This is a genomic window from Burkholderia pyrrocinia (genome assembly GCF_022809715.1).
GTDB lineage: Bacteria > Pseudomonadota > Gammaproteobacteria > Burkholderiales > Burkholderiaceae > Burkholderia > Burkholderia pyrrocinia_C.
The window spans coordinates 2,135,852-2,151,568 of sequence record NZ_CP094460.1 but is presented as its reverse complement, the minus strand read 5'-3'; the positions used below and the strand labels follow the sequence as shown (position 1 = coordinate 2,151,568).

Sequence of the window (15,717 nt, the reverse complement as noted above, 5' to 3'; positions counted from 1 at the left end):
TTACGGCAACGACTGCAACATCGCTCCGGCGAGCCTGGCAATGCGGCCCATGCCCGCCGTTGTTGCAACTTCGCATGCGCGCCGGCACGCGGCCAGCGCGGCCACGCCGCCGCATCGCGGGTCGGCCTGGCGCAGGTACTCGCACTTCTTCAGCAACAGCTGTGCTTCGTAATACCGTTCTCCGGTCGACTCGCACCATGCGAGGCACTGCTCGATCTGCGCGAGCGCGGCGCGGTAGTCGCCGTGCTCGGCATCCAGCTCGGCAAGCAGCGACGCGTAGTAGGTCAGCCCGAGCAGGCCGCCCGACTGCCGCTGCGCATCGAGATGCGCGACGACGCCCGCGCGATCGCCTTGCGCCCACGCATGAATGATCGCGGCGTAGTGCCCGACCGCGCGCAGCCGATGCACGTCCGACAGACGCAGAATCGCTTCCGACAGCGTGCGGGCCGCGTCGCGATCGCCCGCCAGCTGGTACGTGCGTGCGAGGTACATCATCGTGACGCCGAGCGTCGGCAGATGGTCGAGGCAGGTCGCGCAATACACAGCGTTGCGCGCCATCGCGAGCGCGGCCTGCGGATCGTCGTCCATGCACCAGCGCACGCTCGCGAGCGACGCCATCGTCCACGCGCGCGTATCGAGCCCCAGGATGCGCCGATGGTCCGCGTCGCGCCGCACGTCGTAGCCGGCCAGCACCGCGTCGAACGCGGCGCGGGCGCGCGCATAGTCGCCGTCGACCCACAGGCTCATGCCGCGCATCGCGTCCGCCGCGACCTGGACGCCGGCATCGCCGCGCTCGGTCGCGAGCGCGTCGAGCCGCATGCCGATCCCGCGCACGGTGGGACGATCGCCGGCGACGTGATAGTAGGTCGACAGCGTCCATAGCGCGCTGATCTCGAGCTCCGGGTCGTCGAGCGTCTGCATCTGCCGCAACAGTTGCTCCGCATGCTCGCGCACCTGCGGGTCCGCCCAGCCGAACCGTGCCATCGTCGCGTGCGTCAACGTGGCGCGAATCCGCGCGCTGTCGTGCTCGCGTTGCGCGTAGTCGGCGTTGCCGAGCCAGTCGAACACGGTCTGCCCGTAGCGGATCGCGTCGTCGTACCGGGAACGTTCGAGTGCGCGGCGCGCCGCGTCGATGCCGTGAGCAACCGCGTCGGTGAAGGCACCGGCGCGCGCGAAATGCCCGGCGACACCGAACGCATGCGCACCGGCGCCGCGGTCGGCTTGCACGACCAGCGCGCGGCCGACGCGTGCGTGGTTGCCGCGCCGCACGGCGGGCGGCATCGATTCATAGGCCGCATCGCGAATCAGCGCGTGGCGGAACGAATAGAACACGCGATCGCGCCGATGTTGCGCGTACACGATCCGCTCTTCGAGCAGCAGCCGCAGATGCGCGTCGAGCGTGGTGCGATCGTGCGGCGATGCGTCGGCGAGCAATTGCGCATCCACCTCGAGCCCGATGGTCGCGGCGAGCTGCGCGGTGTCGCGCGCGTCGTCGATCCGGTCGAACGCGAGACCGAGCATGCCGCCCAGGCTGAGCGGAAGCGGATAAGGGTCCGTTGCCCGCAGCCCCGCGAGCGAGCCGTCCACGCCGTCCGCGCCGTTCATCGTCAGCTCGCGCGCGACGGCCTCGATGAACAGCGGGATGCCCGCCGTGCGATGGGCGAGCTGGTCGAGCCAGGCCGGATCGAGCACGCCCCGGCCCAGACACGCCGACATCAGGCGCTGCGCGTCGTCGCGCGGCAGGCGGCGCAGCACCACGCGTTCGGTCGCGCCGCGCCAGCGCCCGAGCTTGTCGGGGCGCGACGTAAACACGATGCCGAGCGCCGCCGCGTGCGGCGAGCGCTGCAGGTACGCAAGAAAGTCCTCGGTCGAGCGATCGATCCACTGGACGTCCTCGACAACGAGCAGTACCGGCGCACCGTTGCCGAGCGACACGATCAGTTGCCCGAGGACATCGAACAGCGCGTGCTGTTCGCGCGCACTCGACCACAGGAACCCCTTCGCATCGCAGGGCAGCCCCAGCCAGGTCGCGAGCGCGACACGGGCCGCCGCGTGATCGCATTCGAGCGGCGCGATCATCGCGTCGATCGCAGCGAGCGCGGGACCGGCCGGGCTGTCGGCGTCGATATGCCAATGCGCGCCGATGAATCGCAGGATCGGAAACAGCGCATGATTCTCCCGCTCGGGCAGGCACCCGCAATGCGCGAAGGCGTGGCCCTGAATCCGGACCGTGTCGCACAACTCGTGCACGAGGCGCGACTTGCCGATTCCGGCGTCGCCGACGACGAGCCGCGGCACACCGTGCGGCGCAGGCTCGCCGCGCATCACGCGACGATGCCGTGCAAGCATCTCCTGCCACGCGCGCAACAGCGCGTCGAGTTCGCGCGCGCGGCCGACCATCGGCGCCCGCATGCCGGCGTCGAGCGAATCGAACGGCGTATCGGCGCGACGCTCGCCGAGCAATTCATGAACCGGCTGCGGCACGAGGCCCGCCCGCGCCAGCCGCAACGAGGTCGGCCGATAGTCGGCATGCCGTTCGAGCGCAAGCCGCGCATCGTCGCTGATCAGGATCTGCCCGGGCCCGGCAAGCCGCAGCAGCCGCGCCGCCGCGGCGGGCGTCGAGATGCCCGACATGCGCGACGCATGAGCGAGAACCTGCCCGACGTGAATCGCGGCGGCCACTTCGACGCGCCAGCCTTCGCCGCCGGCCGTCGCCGGTACCGACAGCCGTGCACGCTCGGCCACCCGCACCATGTCGAGCGCCGCGCGCGCCGCACGGCGCGCCGGCCGGTCGATGTCGCCGTGCAGGCCGAAATGGAACAGCAGCGTGTCGCCGAGCCGTCCGTCGACCTGCGCGCCATAACCGACGGCGATGTCGGCGCACTTCGTCAGCCATTGCTCCTCGTAGCCGTCGAGCAAGTCGCCGTGATCGGTTCCGGCGTGGCGCCGCCGCCCCTCTCCGGAGATCGTCACGCAACAGCACAGCGTGGTGATCTGACGGTACTCGCCCACCGTTGCGATCGTCTCGCCGCGCGGCGCGAACGGGCGCGGACGCGTCTGCCCGCTTGCGCGGCCGGCATCGAACTGGCCGACGAGCGCGGCGAAGTTGAGCGCGCGAAACGGCTCCGCGAGTTCGTCGGCCGACGCGGCGCGCTGTTCCGGATTCTTGCTCAGCGCGCGCCGCAGTACCGAGCCGAGCGGATGCGACGCGATCGACCGAGGGAGCGCGACATCCACCGGGCTGAGCTGCTGATAGAGAATGTCGGCCACGCTCGCGCCGTGCATGACGACATCGCCCGTCAGGCATTCGATCACGATCAGACCCCACGCATACAGATCGCTCCTGGGCGTCGGCGGCTCGTTGCGCAATTGCTCGGGCGCGCAGTAGGGCGGCGAGCCGAGCACCTCGGTCGCCAGCGTCGAAGTCTGACGCGCGATGTCTTCCGTGCCGGGCAGCAACGCGCCGATGCCGAAATCGAGAAGCATCGCGTGCGGCCCGTCGTCGGCCATCGTGATCGCGATGTTCTGCGGCTTCAGGTCCCGATGCACGATGCCCCGCCGATGCGCGGCCGCGAGCGCGTCGAGCACCTCCGTCATCAGCCGGCCCGTGTCGACGGCCGACAGCGGCCCCTGCGCTGTGAGCCGATCGCGCAAGGTCCGGCCCTGTACCAGCTCGAATACGGCGAACAGCCGGCCGTCAGGCGCTACCCCCTTGTCCAGCAACGCCACGATGTTCGGGTGCCGCAGCGCTTCGCACAGGCTCGTCTCGCGCTGAAAGCGCACACGCCGGCGCGCGCGCTCTGTCGCGGTATGCGCGGCGTCGTCCCGCATCAGCTTGATCGCGACGTCCTGCCCCGTCTCGCCGCAGGTCGCGCGAAACACCACGCCATTGCCGCCTTCGCCGAGCAGCGAGCCGAGCCGGTAATGCCACTTGCCGGCAAGTTCCGCGAAAGGCGCGGCGGGCTGGCGCGGTTGTCGGGGTTCAAGTGCTTCCGGCACGACGGACGCGCGGGACGCGGTCGGCAACACGGCCGGTTCTCCCGTGCTCACGAGTAGTGGGCGACCGGGTCCGGCGCCGGACGATGCACGCCGATACGCGGCAGGGCGGCCGGCACCGACTGGCATTCGAGATGCTCGCCGCGCATGACGCGGAACGGAAAATCGCCGAACCGGACGCTGCCGCGCCGGCGCTCGACGAGCTGGCTCGCGTCCAGCCCCGGCAGGGCCGCGAACTGGCTCCGGGCGCGGTGAATCTGCACGTTGACATGGGACGTATCGATGCCGAGCATGCGCGCCAGCCGGTCGAGTTCGATCCAGCCTTGCGTGGCGGCGTCGTAGCCGGCCTGCATGTCGGCCGCGCGCGCCCGGGCGAGCGTGACGAGACTGTAGTGATGGGCGCGCTCGCCGAGATCGACCACGCCGCCGCGGACATGCAGCAGCATGCGCACGTGCTCTTCGTCGCGGCTGACGAAGAATTCGAGCAGTTGCGCCGGCGCGGCCGTATCCGCGGGCGCGGCGAGCATCATCGTCGAGCCGTTGCGCACGACCGCCAGGCGCCACGTGACGTCGCCGGTCGATACTTCATCGCCGTCATGAAGCGCGCGCGGCGGCAACGTGTCGTCGCACAGCCATTCGCCGGCCGGCGACCGGACGATCGTGACCGGCTGCGCGGCGCGTGCAGCCAGGATCTGGCGCGGCGCGAGCACGATCGGATGCGCGGCGCCTCGTATCGGCCACAGCGTATCGGCCGGATCGTCGAGCGCATCGACGCGCCACGGCGCGATACCCGCCCTGCCGAACCGGATCACGTCGCCTGGCTGAAGCACCGCGTGCTCGCCGTGGCGCAACGGCACGCCCGAAACCGACGTGCCGTTGCTGCTGTGATCGTGGAGCTCCCACCGCCCGCCGATCCAGCGGATAAGAGCGTGGACTCGGGACACCGATGCGTCCCGGATGACCGTGTCGCAGCGCGCGGCATCGCGGCCGAACACGTGATAGGCGCGGAGCAGGCACGCTTCTCCGGATGAATCGTTCTTGAGTATCGCCATGGTCGCCCCGCGTCGGATTCGCCCGGATCGCTCGAGTGACGCATCGGCGCTGCCGGGCGAGCAATTGATTCGATGATCGCGAACAATGTCGACTGTTCGCCGCTTCGTTACCTGATTTCTCGTCAGCTTCCTTTCGAATCGTTGCTCATCCGGCACCTGTTATTTCGGTCAATTGAATGGTCGACTGTTTTGTTGTTTTAAAATCGAGCAACTTGTTGAAAATCCTGCCAAATAAAATCACGCGCCGCAACCGGAATACTCAATCCCGGGTTTTATATTGCAATGCTTTACATTTTCGACGAATTATCGGGTTGCAAATAAAGGGTCGAAAATCTTCATCGGCGTGCAAGCCGCGACCGACATGCGTTGCCTGGATGAGATCACATTGAATGACGGGCCGGATTCAAACACCTTTGCCGCCGCGGAAATTTTGTTTGATGAATCGGAAATAAATTAAACCATTTCGGGAATTTAAATAATTACCGCCGACGTTTTTAAAATCAGCATTGCTTCATTTATTCCGACAGGCCGTTTCACCACGGCGAGTTTCTCGCAGTGTCATCGGTAGGCGAATGAGGCGGCATGGTTGTGCCTCACGATCAATGGCTCACGGCAACCGAGAAATCAGACCTTACGGCGATCGTCCGATCGGCTCGCCAAAGGGGTTGAGGGAACGCATCGACGAGAGCCCTCATCGCAAGCAGACGGACACGGTCGCCCCTCCATCCAACCCCAATAAATCCCCTTGACGCCCTATCTTTCGATATATATCTTTAGATATGTTTTACGACACACAGGACACGATCATGCGACACAACCCCTCCCGCGGCCATGCCCGATGCGACGGTCATGGTGCGCATGCCCGCCCTGACTGGTTCGCCGGTCTCTGGTACGCGATCGGCCGGCACCGTCGCGGCCACGATCCGTTCGGCGGCGGCCCGTTCGGCGGCCGTGGCGGGCGCGGCGGCTTTGGCGATTTCGGCGACGACGGCATGCCGCGCGGCCGCCAGTTCACGTCCGACGATCTCCAGCTGCTGCTGCTCGCGCTGGTCGCCGAGCAACCGAGCCACGGTTACGAGCTGATCAAGGCGCTCGACACGCGTTCGAACGGTTTCTACAGCCCGAGCCCCGGCATGGTGTATCCGGCGCTCACGTATCTCGAGGAAGTCGGCTTCGTCGCATCGCAGGCGGAAGGCAATCGCAAGCGCTATGCGCTGACCGAAGCCGGCCGCGCGCATCTCGACGCGCAACGCGAACGCGTCGACACGCTGTTCGCGCGCCTCACGCACCTCGCACGCAAGATGGAATTCATGCGTCGTGCGTTCGCCGGGGAATCGGCGGGCAACGACGCGCAGGACGAATCGCAGGCCGGCTGGCTGCCGGAGTTCGTCGAGGCGCGCGTCGCGCTCAAGCGGGCGCTGCTGCACAAGAGCGCAGCCGGCCCCGACGAACAGCGCCGCATCGCGGCAATCATGCGCCGCGCGACGGCCGAAATCGAAGGCGGCACCGGCGCGTAATCCGCGCCGCGCCGCCAAACCGAAGGAGAATGGATTGATGCAGAGCACATCCGAGCGCACCGTGACCCGCGTGCGCCATACCCTCAAATTCCGCCTGCTGCAGGTACTGCGCGTGCATGCCGTGACGCCGCATCTGCTGCGCGTCACGCTCGGCGGCTCCGATCTCGCGGATTTCGAATCCGCATCGTTCGATGATCACGTGAAGGTGTTTTTCCCGCCGCCCGGCGCCGAACGGCCCGCGATGCCGACGCTCGGCGCAAACGGCCCCGAGTTTCCCGAAGGCGAACCGAAGCCGGTCGCGCGCGACTTCACGCCGCGCCGCTTCGACCGCGCCGCGTGCGAACTGGATCTGGAATTCGTGCTGAACCATCCCGGCCCCGCATCGCAGTGGGCTGCGCAGGCGCGCGTCGGCCAATGGCTGGGTATCGGCGGGCCGCGCGGTTCGTTCGTCGTCCCGACCGGTTTCGACTGGCACCTGCTGATCGGCGACGATACGGCGCTGCCGGCTGTCGCACGGCGTCTCGAGGAACTGCCGGCCGGCGCGCGCGCGGCGGTCGTGCTGGAAGTCGCGGATCGCACCGCGCAGATTGCGTTCGATACGCGCGCCGACGTGCATGAAATCTGGCGCTTCCGCGCGGAAGCCGACGCGGCGAACGGCGACGTGCTGCTGAATGCGGTTCGCGACCTGCCGCTGCCGCCGTCCGGCGACGGCTACGTGTGGGCGGCCGGCGAAGCGCTGTCGATGCGCGCGGTGCGTCAGCACCTGACCGGCGAGCGCGGCGTCGACAAGTCGCGCATCCGTGCGGCGGCCTACTGGAAGCGCGGCGCCGCGGCCGTGCACGAAACGCTGGAAGATTGACGCGACGGGCACCCGGCATACGGGCACCCGGCATACGGGCTCCCGGCCACGGGCATCCGGCAGACAGGCTCCCCGGCCGGCGAACGGGTGATGCGACCGTGGCGCCGGCGCACCAACGGGCTTGGCATCGGCATCGCGGCTGGTATATATGTACGTCTGCGTCGCCGCTGTCACGCGACAGCCGCCGCAGCCCGTCCAGGAGCGCCCGGTCATGACAAAAGAAAGCCACGCTTCGCCTTTCCTTCGCAACCTGAAGATCGCCGGCTATTGCGGCCTCGCCGCGGTCGTACTCGCGCTGTTCGTCGCGATGTGCGCGATCCTGAAGGAAAGCGCCCTTGAGCGCGACGCCGCGCAGCATCCGGCCGATACGCCCGAACTGCACGATGCGGGCGGCGGCCCGTCCGCATCGGCCGAATCGGCCCACACGCCGGGCTCGCCCGGCTGACGGCGTCCTGCCCGACTTCCTTCCGCTTACGGCGCGTGCCGGCGCCCCATCACGACCGCGTGCACCGAATCGCCGAACCGTTCGAGCAGCGCGGTCACACGTTGCCCGTACAGGTGCGCAGCCAGCGCGCCGGCCGTGCCGACCAGCACGCCGCCCGCCATGTCGAACGGCCAGTGCACGCCCGCATAGATACGCCCCCACGCAATCGCCGCGGCCATCGCGGCCATCACGAACCCGGTGAGCCGGGTCGTGCCGCCGAGCATCAGGCCGACCGCCATGCTCCACGCGAACGTCATGTGATCGCTCGGAAACGAGCTGTCCGGCGCATGCGGAATCAGCTGCGCGCCGACGCCGGCCATGAACGGCCGCGGCGAGAACCAGAAATGCCCGAGCAGCTGCGCGAGTATGAGTGCCGCGCATACGCCGACGCCGGCTTCAATCGCCTGGCGCCGCGTCGGGCGCGCGCCGAAGATCCAGGTCAGCAGCAGCATCGCGGGCAGCGCATAGACGAGCCAGTCGGCGGCGAAGATCGCAACGCGGGCCACGCCCGGCTGCGGCGCATGCCCGGCGTTGATGGCGGAAAAGAGGGCGAGATTGAGGTTCTGCATGAATCCGGTTGCGTGGAGCGAAAGATTCGACCGGTTGCCCGGTCGGACACGAACGATGCTAGGGCGCGCCCGCTTAAGCGATGCTTAATGCGGCAGGCATGCGGGCCAGCGCGCGACCGCCGTGGCGAACGCACTTAGAGCGTGCAGTGCAATACAAGTTCACGAAATTGTCATATTCACGCGCGACCGTCTCCCGGAAAGGCTCACCTGACATCCCGTAAAGGCTCACCTTTTTCACATCGTGGCGTCATCGACGTGTGCGAGCATCGGGGCGCCGGGCGCCATCCACGCCGTTTGCGTCGTTCGTCTCAATATTTGCGCGGTAAATCCGTCGAAATCGGCAACAATTAATTCCAAATGCGGCATCGCACAACGGCAACGCACAGGCATACGATTACGAGCACTCATCCACGAAGCGATCAACAACAAGGAGTCCGCATGAAACCCAGCGATGTCCGATCGAAAGCGTTTGCGATGCCGTTGACCAGCCCTGCCTTCCCGATGGGCCCGTACCGTTTCGTCGACCGTGAGTTTCTGATCATCACGTATCGCACCGATCCGGACCGTCTCCGTGAAATTGTCCCCGAGCCGCTGCAGATCACCGAGCCGCTCGTGCATTACGAATTCATCCGCATGGCCGATTCGACCGGCTTCGGCGACTACACCGAAAGCGGCCAGGTGATTCCCGTCGAATACAACGGCCAGCCGGGCGGCTACACGCTCGCGATGTATCTCGACGATCACCCGCCGATCGCCGGCGGCCGCGAGCTATGGGGCTTCCCGAAGAAGCTCGCGTCGCCCACCCTGCACGTGAACACCGATCACCTGCTCGGCACGCTCGACTACGGCAAGGTGCGCGTCGCGACCGGCACGATGGGCTACAAGCACAAGGAACTCGACATCGACGAGCAGACGAAGCGTCTCGCCGGCCCCAATTTCCTGCTGAAGATCATTCCGCACGTCGACGGCACCGCGCGCGTATGCGAACTGGTGCGCTACTACATGCAGGACATCAAGATGAAGGGCGCGTGGACGGGCCCCGCATCGCTCGAGCTGGCGCCGCACGCGCTCGCGCCGGTAGCCGACCTGCCCGTGCTCGAGATCGTCGAAGCCCGGCACCTCGTCGCAGATTTGACACTCGGTCTCGGCGAAGTCGTCTACGATTACCTGGCTCAGTAACACGTCCGCAGTCCTTCTCCCTGTCAATCCTTTCACCACGGGAATTCGAAATGAGCAACCTGAATGGCAAGACCGCAGTCGTCACGGGTGCCGCGAGCGGCATCGGCAAGGAAATTGCGCTGGAACTCGCGAAAGCGGGCGCGGCCGTCGCGATCGCCGACCTGAACCAGGACGGCGCAAATGCGGTCGCCGACGAGATCAACAAGGCAGGCGGCAAGGCGATCGGCGTCGCGATGGACGTGACGAACGAGGAAGCCGTGAACAGCGGCATCGACAAGGTTGCCGAAACGTTCGGCTCGGTCGACATCCTCGTGTCGAACGCGGGCATCCAGATCGTCAACCCGATCGAGAACTACGCGTTCTCCGACTGGAAGAAGATGCAGGCGATCCACGTCGACGGCGCATTCCTGACGACGAAGGCCGCGCTCAAGCACATGTACAAGGACGATCGCGGCGGCGTCGTGATCTACATGGGCTCGGTGCACTCGCACGAAGCGTCGCCGCTGAAGTCGGCGTACGTGACGGCCAAGCACGGGCTGCTCGGCCTCGCACGCGTGCTCGCGAAGGAAGGCGCGAAGCACAACGTGCGCTCGCACGTCGTGTGTCCGGGCTTCGTGCGCACGCCGCTGGTCGACAAGCAGATTCCGGAGCAGGCGAAGGAGCTCGGGATCAGCGAAGAGGAAGTGGTGAAGAAGGTGATGCTCGGCAACACGGTCGACGGCGTGTTCACGACGGTGCAGGACGTCGCGCAGACGGTGCTGTTCCTGTCGGCGTTCCCGAGCGCCGCGCTCACCGGCCAGTCGTTCATCGTCAGCCACGGCTGGTTCATGCAGTAACGTCCTCGCCTCCCTGACGGGAGGCGATTCCCGCACCCGGCGGCGCACGTCCGCACCGGAACTTCCTGTTCCGCTCGAGCGTGTGCTTCCGCGTGTCGTTGCAGAAGTTCCAGACGTAGTTCACCGCACGGCTCCGTTTGTTCAGGAGTCCGTCGGGCGACTTCACGCGATAGCGGTAGACAAGGATCATACCGATCATTCCAACGATGGAATGCCGTCTGTCGACGTCACTCCTTTCCTCTCCGCCATCGATGGCGGGATTTCTCGGAGCAACTGATGAAACCGCATGCCCGTACAGAAAAGCAGGCCGTCGATGCGACGGACTTGCATCACGAAGCCGGCCCGCCGGCCACTGCGCGGTCATTGCCGTACGAAACGATCGCGCTCGTCCTGCAGGGCGGCGGCGCGCTCGGCGCGTATCAGGCCGGCGTGTTCGAAGGGCTGCACGAGGCGGGCATTCCGCTCGACTGGATCGCGGGCATCTCGATCGGCGCGCTCAACACCGCGCTGATCGCCGGCAATGCGCCCGAGCATCGCGTCGAGCGGCTGCGCGAGTTCTGGGAAACGATCTGCCAGCCGGCGTTCTTTCCGGCGATTCCGGCCGCGTTCGAATTCGCGCTGTTCAACAGCATCGACCAGATCCGCACGTTCTTCACCGCGTCGCAGGCTGCGAGCGCGATGATGCAGGGCCAGCAGGGCTTCTTCTCGCCGCGCTTCCCGCCGCCGCTGCCGGGCGTGTCCGACCATCCGGAAAAGATCAGTTGGTACGACACGTCGGCGCTGCGCACGACGCTGCTGAAGCTGTGCGACTTCGACCGGATCAATTCGGGCGAGACGCGCATATCGGTCGGCGCGGTCAATGTCGGCACCGGCAACTTCGTGTACTTCGACAACTCGCGCATCCGTCTCGCACCCGAGCATTTCATGGCGTCCGGCGCGCTGCCGCCCGCGTTCCCGCCGGTCGAGATCGACGGCGAGTATTACTGGGACGGCGGTGTCGTGTCGAACACGCCGCTGATGGAAGTGCTCCGCGCACGGCCGCGCAGCGACACGCTCGCGTTCCAGGTCGATCTGTGGAGCGCGCGCGGGCCGCTGCCGCGCACGATGGCCGACGTCGCCGAACGCACGAAGGACGTGCAGTATTCGAGCCGCACGCGTTTCGTCACCGATACGCTGCAGCGCGAACAGCGCTACCGCAACGTGCTGCGCCACGTGCTCGAGCAGGTGCCGGAAGAGCAGCGCAAGAACGACCCGTGGTGCGTCGAGGCCGACGCGATGTCGAGCGGGAAGAAGTACAACATCCAGCACCTGATCTATCAGCAGAAGGCGTACGAGCATCACTACAAGGACTATCAGTTCGGTCTGTCGACGATGCGCGACCACTGGTCCGCGGGTCTCGACGACATCCGCAAGACGCTCGCGGTGAAGGACGGCCTCGCGCTGCCCAACAACGACGCGGGCTTCGTGACGCACGACATTCACCGCCGCCGGTGATGCCGTGTGCGACGGATCGGTGCGATGCATGCACCGGTCCGTCCTCTTCTCCAATCTCCGATTCGACATGCCGATTTTCATCGCACTGTTCGCGCTCATCGCTTTGGGATGGGGCGCGGTTCACCTGTTTCACGTCATCGCCGCGCAGTTCGGCCAGCCGGTTGCAATCGTGGCCGCGGTGCTCGCTGGCGCGATCCTGATCGCGCTGGTCGCGTGGTGGATCAAGCGTCGCCGCGACATCGCACCGAATACCAGGGAAGAAGGCTGGACGCATATCGTGCATCGCGCGTGGGGCGAGTTGCGTGTGTCTGCGACGCAAGGGCTGCTGTGGCTGTCGCACGACGGCGCGGACGGTCGTTATACGCTGTCGCAGGTCGACGGCTGCCAGGCCGCGCCGATCGGCGGCCGCTGGCATCTCGTCGTGCACGTGCGCGACGCGGCGCGCAGCGAATGGAAGCTGCCGATGACGGACAAGCGCGATGCGCAGCGCTGGGCGCGTGTGCTGACGCTGGCGAAGGACAACCGGCTGTAACGGGCCACGGCCGCGAGCGGGCGCCGGCACGGGCTGCCCGCACGTAGACGCACTGGGCGACATGCCGAAGCAATCGGCGTGGCGCATGTTGCGTCCGACCGGTTCGCACCTGCGGCGCGCGTCCTGAACGGCGCTGCCTTCCTATCGTGCGCCGAGCGCCCATAACGCATCGAGCACGTGCTGCGTCGGCCGCTCGACCGGGCCGGCCCGATGGGCGATCCCTAGTTCGCGCCACAACGTCGGGCGCAACGGCCGCATGACGATACGTGCGTCGGGCAAAGGGGCACCCGCCTCGTGCGGCAGCAGCGTCGCGCCGTAGCCGGCGGCGACCAGGCTCTTGATCGCATCGTTGTAGTTGAGTTCGATGCGCGGCTCGGGCCGGTGGCCGCCGAGCGCGAACCATTCCGTCGTGAGCCGCGACAGACGCGTGGTCGCATCGTTGAGAATCAGCGGACGCGCGGCCAGATAGGCCGGCGTCACGCGAGCCGGGAGCCGCCAGTCCGCGGGCAGGAAAGCCATCACCGGATCACGCCGCCACGCGCGGATCGACAGCCCCGCGACCGACGCCTGCGGCAGCGCCACCAGCCCGACGTCGAGCGCGCCCTGCGCAATCCGCGCCAGGGTTTCCTGCGACGTGAGCACCGCAATCTGGACATCGATGTCCGGATGTTGCTCGCGCAGCCGGGCCACTGCCTGCGGCAGCAGGTGCGCGATCGCCCCGGTCGACGCACCCAGACGCACCCGTCCGGTCAGCCCCTGCACCTGACGCTGCACGTCGTCGAGTGTCGACTCGACCTCGGCCAGCAGACGGCGCGCCCGCTCCACCAGCACTTCACCGATGGTCGACGGCCGCACGTTTCCGCGCGTGCGGGACAGCAGCGGCACGCCGATGCGGCTTTCCAGTTCGGCTATGTGAAGACTGACGGTCGGCGGCGCGAGATGAAGCAGTTGCGCCGCGGCCGCGAAGGATCCCTGGTCGGCGATCGCGACCAGCGTGCGCAGGCGGTCCAGACTGATCTCCCGCATTTCCCACCTCTCGTTCAGGAAAACTGAATCCAACAATCAGTAAATTCAACTTTTCCTATTCTAGGCGTTCGGTGGACGATACGGTTTCTCCCGACGACCGAACGCAAGGAACGCGACCATCATGAGCCTCCCCACTGTCTATATCGACGGCGATCAAGGCACGACCGGACTGCAGATCCACGAGCGCCTGCGCGAGCGCAACGATTTGCAGCTGCTCACGCTGCCGGCGGCCGAACGCAAGGATCCCGTACGGCGCGCCGAGGCAATCAACGCGTGCGATATCGCAATTCTGTGCCTGCCCGACGCAGCCGCGCGCGAAGCGGTCGGCTTCATCCGGAATCCTGAGGTACGCGTGATCGACGCGAGTTCGGCCCATCGCACGCAGCCGGAATGGGTCTACGGCTTTCCCGAGATGGTCGATGGGCACGCGCAGAAAATTGCGCATGCGCGGCGCGTCACCAATCCGGGCTGCTACCCGACAGGCGCGATCGGCTTGCTTCGGCCGCTGCAACAGGGTGGCCTGCTGCCGCGCGACTATCCGGTGAGCATCCATGCCGTCTCCGGTTACTCCGGCGGCGGGCGGACCGCCATCGACGAATTCGAATCGGACGGGGCTTCGCGCGCGAAACCGCTGCAGGTCTATGGCCTCGCACTCGCGCACAAGCACGTGCCCGAGATCCAGCTGCATGCCGGGCTCGCGCACCGTCCGTTGTTCGTGCCGGCTTACGGCGCCTATCGGCAAGGCATCGTGCTGACCGTGCCGATCGAGTTGCGCCTGCTCCCGGCCGGCGTGACCGGCGAGCGGCTGCACGCGTGTCTCGCGCATCACTACGCGGACGCGCGTCACGTCGATGTCACTCCGCTCGCGGACACGCGCGCGATCACGCATCTCGATCCGCAAGCGCTGAACGGCACCAACGACCTGCGGCTCGGCGTGTTCGTCAATGCCGATCACGGTCAGGTGCTGCTGTCCGCCGTGTTCGACAATCTCGGCAAAGGGGCATCCGGCGCAGCCGTGCAGAATCTCGACCTGATGCTCGGTGCGTCGAGTGCGGCATGACCCGCCCGCCGGCACCGTCGAAAGCCGGCCCGGCGAGCGGATCGACAGCGCGGCGCAGCCGGCAATGCTTCTGTACGCGCTGCACGCTGCATGCTCGCGACGCCGTTCGCGAGCTGCGAAAGGGCGTCTGCCGATGCCCGCACACGCCCCCGTAAAAGCTCACCTTTGGCCGATTCAGGCCATATCGTCACCCGCAGCGGCATTCAGCCCGGCCAGCGTCTCCGCCAGAAAATCCACGCACACGCGCACTTTCGCCGATGCCGCGACGCGTTCCGGATAAACCGCCCAGATGTTCGCGGGCTGGATCGCGTCCGGCAGCACGCGGCACAACGCGCCGCGTTCGATCAGCGGCCCGGCTTCCCAGATCGAGCGCAACACGATCCCGCGCCCGGCCAGCGCCCATTGCACGGCCACCTCGCCGTGGTTCGTCGACAGTGCGCCGCCGACCTTCACCGTGGCCATTTCGCCGCGCACGTTCAGCCGCCAGACGCCGAGCGGGTGATCGCGCTCCTTGATCGCGAGACAGTCGTGCGACGCGAGATCCGCGAGCGAACGCGGCGTGCCGCGTCGTGCGAGATAGTCGGGCGACGCGCACAGCACGCGGTAGTTCGCGGCAAGGCGGCGCGCGATCAGGTGATCGGAGATTTCGTCGCCGATACGCACGTCGAGGTCATAGCCTTCGCCCGCGACGTCGACGAGCCGGTCGAACAGATCGAGCCGCACGTTCAGTTGCGGATAGCGTGCGGAGAAATCGAGCAGCGCCGGCGCGACGACGTGCCGGCCGAAGCCGAAGCTGCTCGAAATGCGCAGCGTGCCGCGCGGCACCGTGCGCGTCGTCGACACGTCCTCGACGAGATGATCGACGTCGTCGAGAATCTTCTCGGCGCGCGCGAACACGCGTTCGCCGGCTTCCGTGACCGTCACGCGGCGCGTCGACCGATGCAGCAGGCGCGTGCCGAGTTGCGCCTCGAGCAGCGCGATGCGCTTGCTGACGTAGGCGGGCGACACCGCGAGCTGCTCGGCGGCCGCGCTGAAGCTCGTCAGGCGGACGACCAGGCTGAACACGCGCAGGTCGTCGAGGTTCGGTGATTTATTCACGATTCGTGGAAAGTC

At 67.1% G+C, this 15,717-nt stretch carries 13 protein-coding genes and 1 pseudogene; 8 read left to right on the top strand and 6 right to left on the bottom strand.

Going from position 1 to position 15,717, the window contains the following annotated elements; genetic code table 11:
* Positions 1–4,050, bottom strand: coding sequence for a TOMM system kinase/cyclase fusion protein (locus MRS60_RS26520; protein ID WP_243565848.1), 4,050 nt, complete (start codon positions 4,048–4,050; stop codon positions 1–3).
* Positions 4,047–5,048 carry an FHA domain-containing protein gene (locus MRS60_RS26515; RefSeq protein ID WP_034181485.1) on the bottom strand — a complete coding sequence of 334 codons (1,002 nt, stop codon included), beginning with the start codon at positions 5,046–5,048 and terminating at the stop codon, positions 4,047–4,049. Before MRS60_RS26515 ends, MRS60_RS26520 begins: the two co-directional genes overlap by 4 nt.
* Positions 5,049–5,854: 806 nt before the next feature.
* Between MRS60_RS26515 and MRS60_RS26510 the strand changes: the two genes are divergently transcribed.
* From MRS60_RS26510 to MRS60_RS26500, 3 genes are all read left to right on the top strand, one after another.
* Positions 5,855–6,565: a PadR family transcriptional regulator gene (locus MRS60_RS26510; RefSeq protein ID WP_034181810.1), complete on the top strand. Its 711-nt coding sequence runs from the start codon at positions 5,855–5,857 to the stop codon at positions 6,563–6,565.
* Positions 6,566–6,602: 37 nt separating this feature from the next.
* The gene (locus MRS60_RS26505) at positions 6,603–7,424 is read left to right on the top strand and encodes a siderophore-interacting protein (RefSeq protein ID WP_034181486.1); all 822 of its coding nucleotides are present in this window, start codon (positions 6,603–6,605) and stop codon (positions 7,422–7,424) included.
* A 211-nt stretch (positions 7,425–7,635) separates the two neighbouring features.
* On the top strand, positions 7,636–7,869 hold the full coding sequence (locus MRS60_RS26500) for a hypothetical protein (protein WP_034181811.1): 234 nt from the start codon (positions 7,636–7,638) through the stop codon (positions 7,867–7,869).
* Between the two features lie 26 nt (positions 7,870–7,895).
* Here the strand turns inward: MRS60_RS26500 and MRS60_RS26495 are convergent, their stop codons facing one another.
* Complete coding sequence (locus tag MRS60_RS26495) at positions 7,896–8,477, bottom strand: undecaprenyl-diphosphatase (RefSeq protein ID WP_034181812.1); 582 nt, start codon at positions 8,475–8,477, stop codon at positions 7,896–7,898.
* A 438-nt stretch (positions 8,478–8,915) separates the two neighbouring features.
* On the opposite strand from MRS60_RS26495, the gene MRS60_RS26490 reads away from it, so the two are divergent.
* Together MRS60_RS26490 and MRS60_RS26485 are read left to right on the top strand one after the other, a co-directional pair.
* Positions 8,916–9,656: an acetoacetate decarboxylase gene (locus MRS60_RS26490; protein ID WP_034181487.1), complete on the top strand. Its 741-nt coding sequence runs from the start codon at positions 8,916–8,918 to the stop codon at positions 9,654–9,656.
* A gap of 50 nt (positions 9,657–9,706) precedes the next feature.
* Complete coding sequence (locus tag MRS60_RS26485) at positions 9,707–10,492, top strand: 3-hydroxybutyrate dehydrogenase (RefSeq protein ID WP_105391308.1); 786 nt, start codon at positions 9,707–9,709, stop codon at positions 10,490–10,492.
* Between the two features lie 49 nt (positions 10,493–10,541).
* On the opposite strand, the pseudogene MRS60_RS26480 reads toward MRS60_RS26485, so the two are convergent.
* Positions 10,542–10,682: pseudogene (locus tag MRS60_RS26480) on the bottom strand (RNA-guided endonuclease InsQ/TnpB family protein); the annotation flags it as partial.
* Between the two features lie 86 nt (positions 10,683–10,768).
* Between MRS60_RS26480 and MRS60_RS26475 the strand changes: the two are divergent.
* Positions 10,769–11,986 (top strand): patatin-like phospholipase family protein, encoded by a 1,218-nt coding sequence (locus tag MRS60_RS26475; protein ID WP_034181489.1) that lies wholly within the window; start codon positions 10,769–10,771, stop codon positions 11,984–11,986.
* Positions 11,987–12,053: 67 nt separating this feature from the next.
* Positions 12,054–12,518 (top strand): hypothetical protein, encoded by a 465-nt coding sequence (locus MRS60_RS26470; protein WP_243565847.1) that lies wholly within the window; start codon positions 12,054–12,056, stop codon positions 12,516–12,518.
* A gap of 141 nt (positions 12,519–12,659) precedes the next feature.
* On the opposite strand, the gene MRS60_RS26465 is transcribed toward MRS60_RS26470, so the two are convergent.
* Entirely contained in the window at positions 12,660–13,544 is an 885-nt protein-coding gene (locus MRS60_RS26465; RefSeq protein ID WP_243565846.1) for a LysR family transcriptional regulator, read from the bottom strand.
* Positions 13,545–13,665: 121 nt separating this feature from the next.
* On the opposite strand from MRS60_RS26465, the gene argC reads away from it, so the two are divergent.
* Positions 13,666–14,604 carry an N-acetyl-gamma-glutamyl-phosphate reductase gene (argC, locus tag MRS60_RS26460; RefSeq protein WP_243565845.1) on the top strand — a complete coding sequence of 313 codons (939 nt, stop codon included), beginning with the start codon at positions 13,666–13,668 and terminating at the stop codon, positions 14,602–14,604.
* Positions 14,605–14,778: 174 nt separating this feature from the next.
* On the opposite strand, the gene MRS60_RS26455 is transcribed toward argC, so the two are convergent.
* The gene (locus MRS60_RS26455; protein WP_175749674.1) at positions 14,779–15,702 is read right to left on the bottom strand and encodes a LysR substrate-binding domain-containing protein; all 924 of its coding nucleotides are present in this window, start codon (positions 15,700–15,702) and stop codon (positions 14,779–14,781) included.
* Between the last annotated feature and the right edge of the window lie 15 nt (positions 15,703–15,717).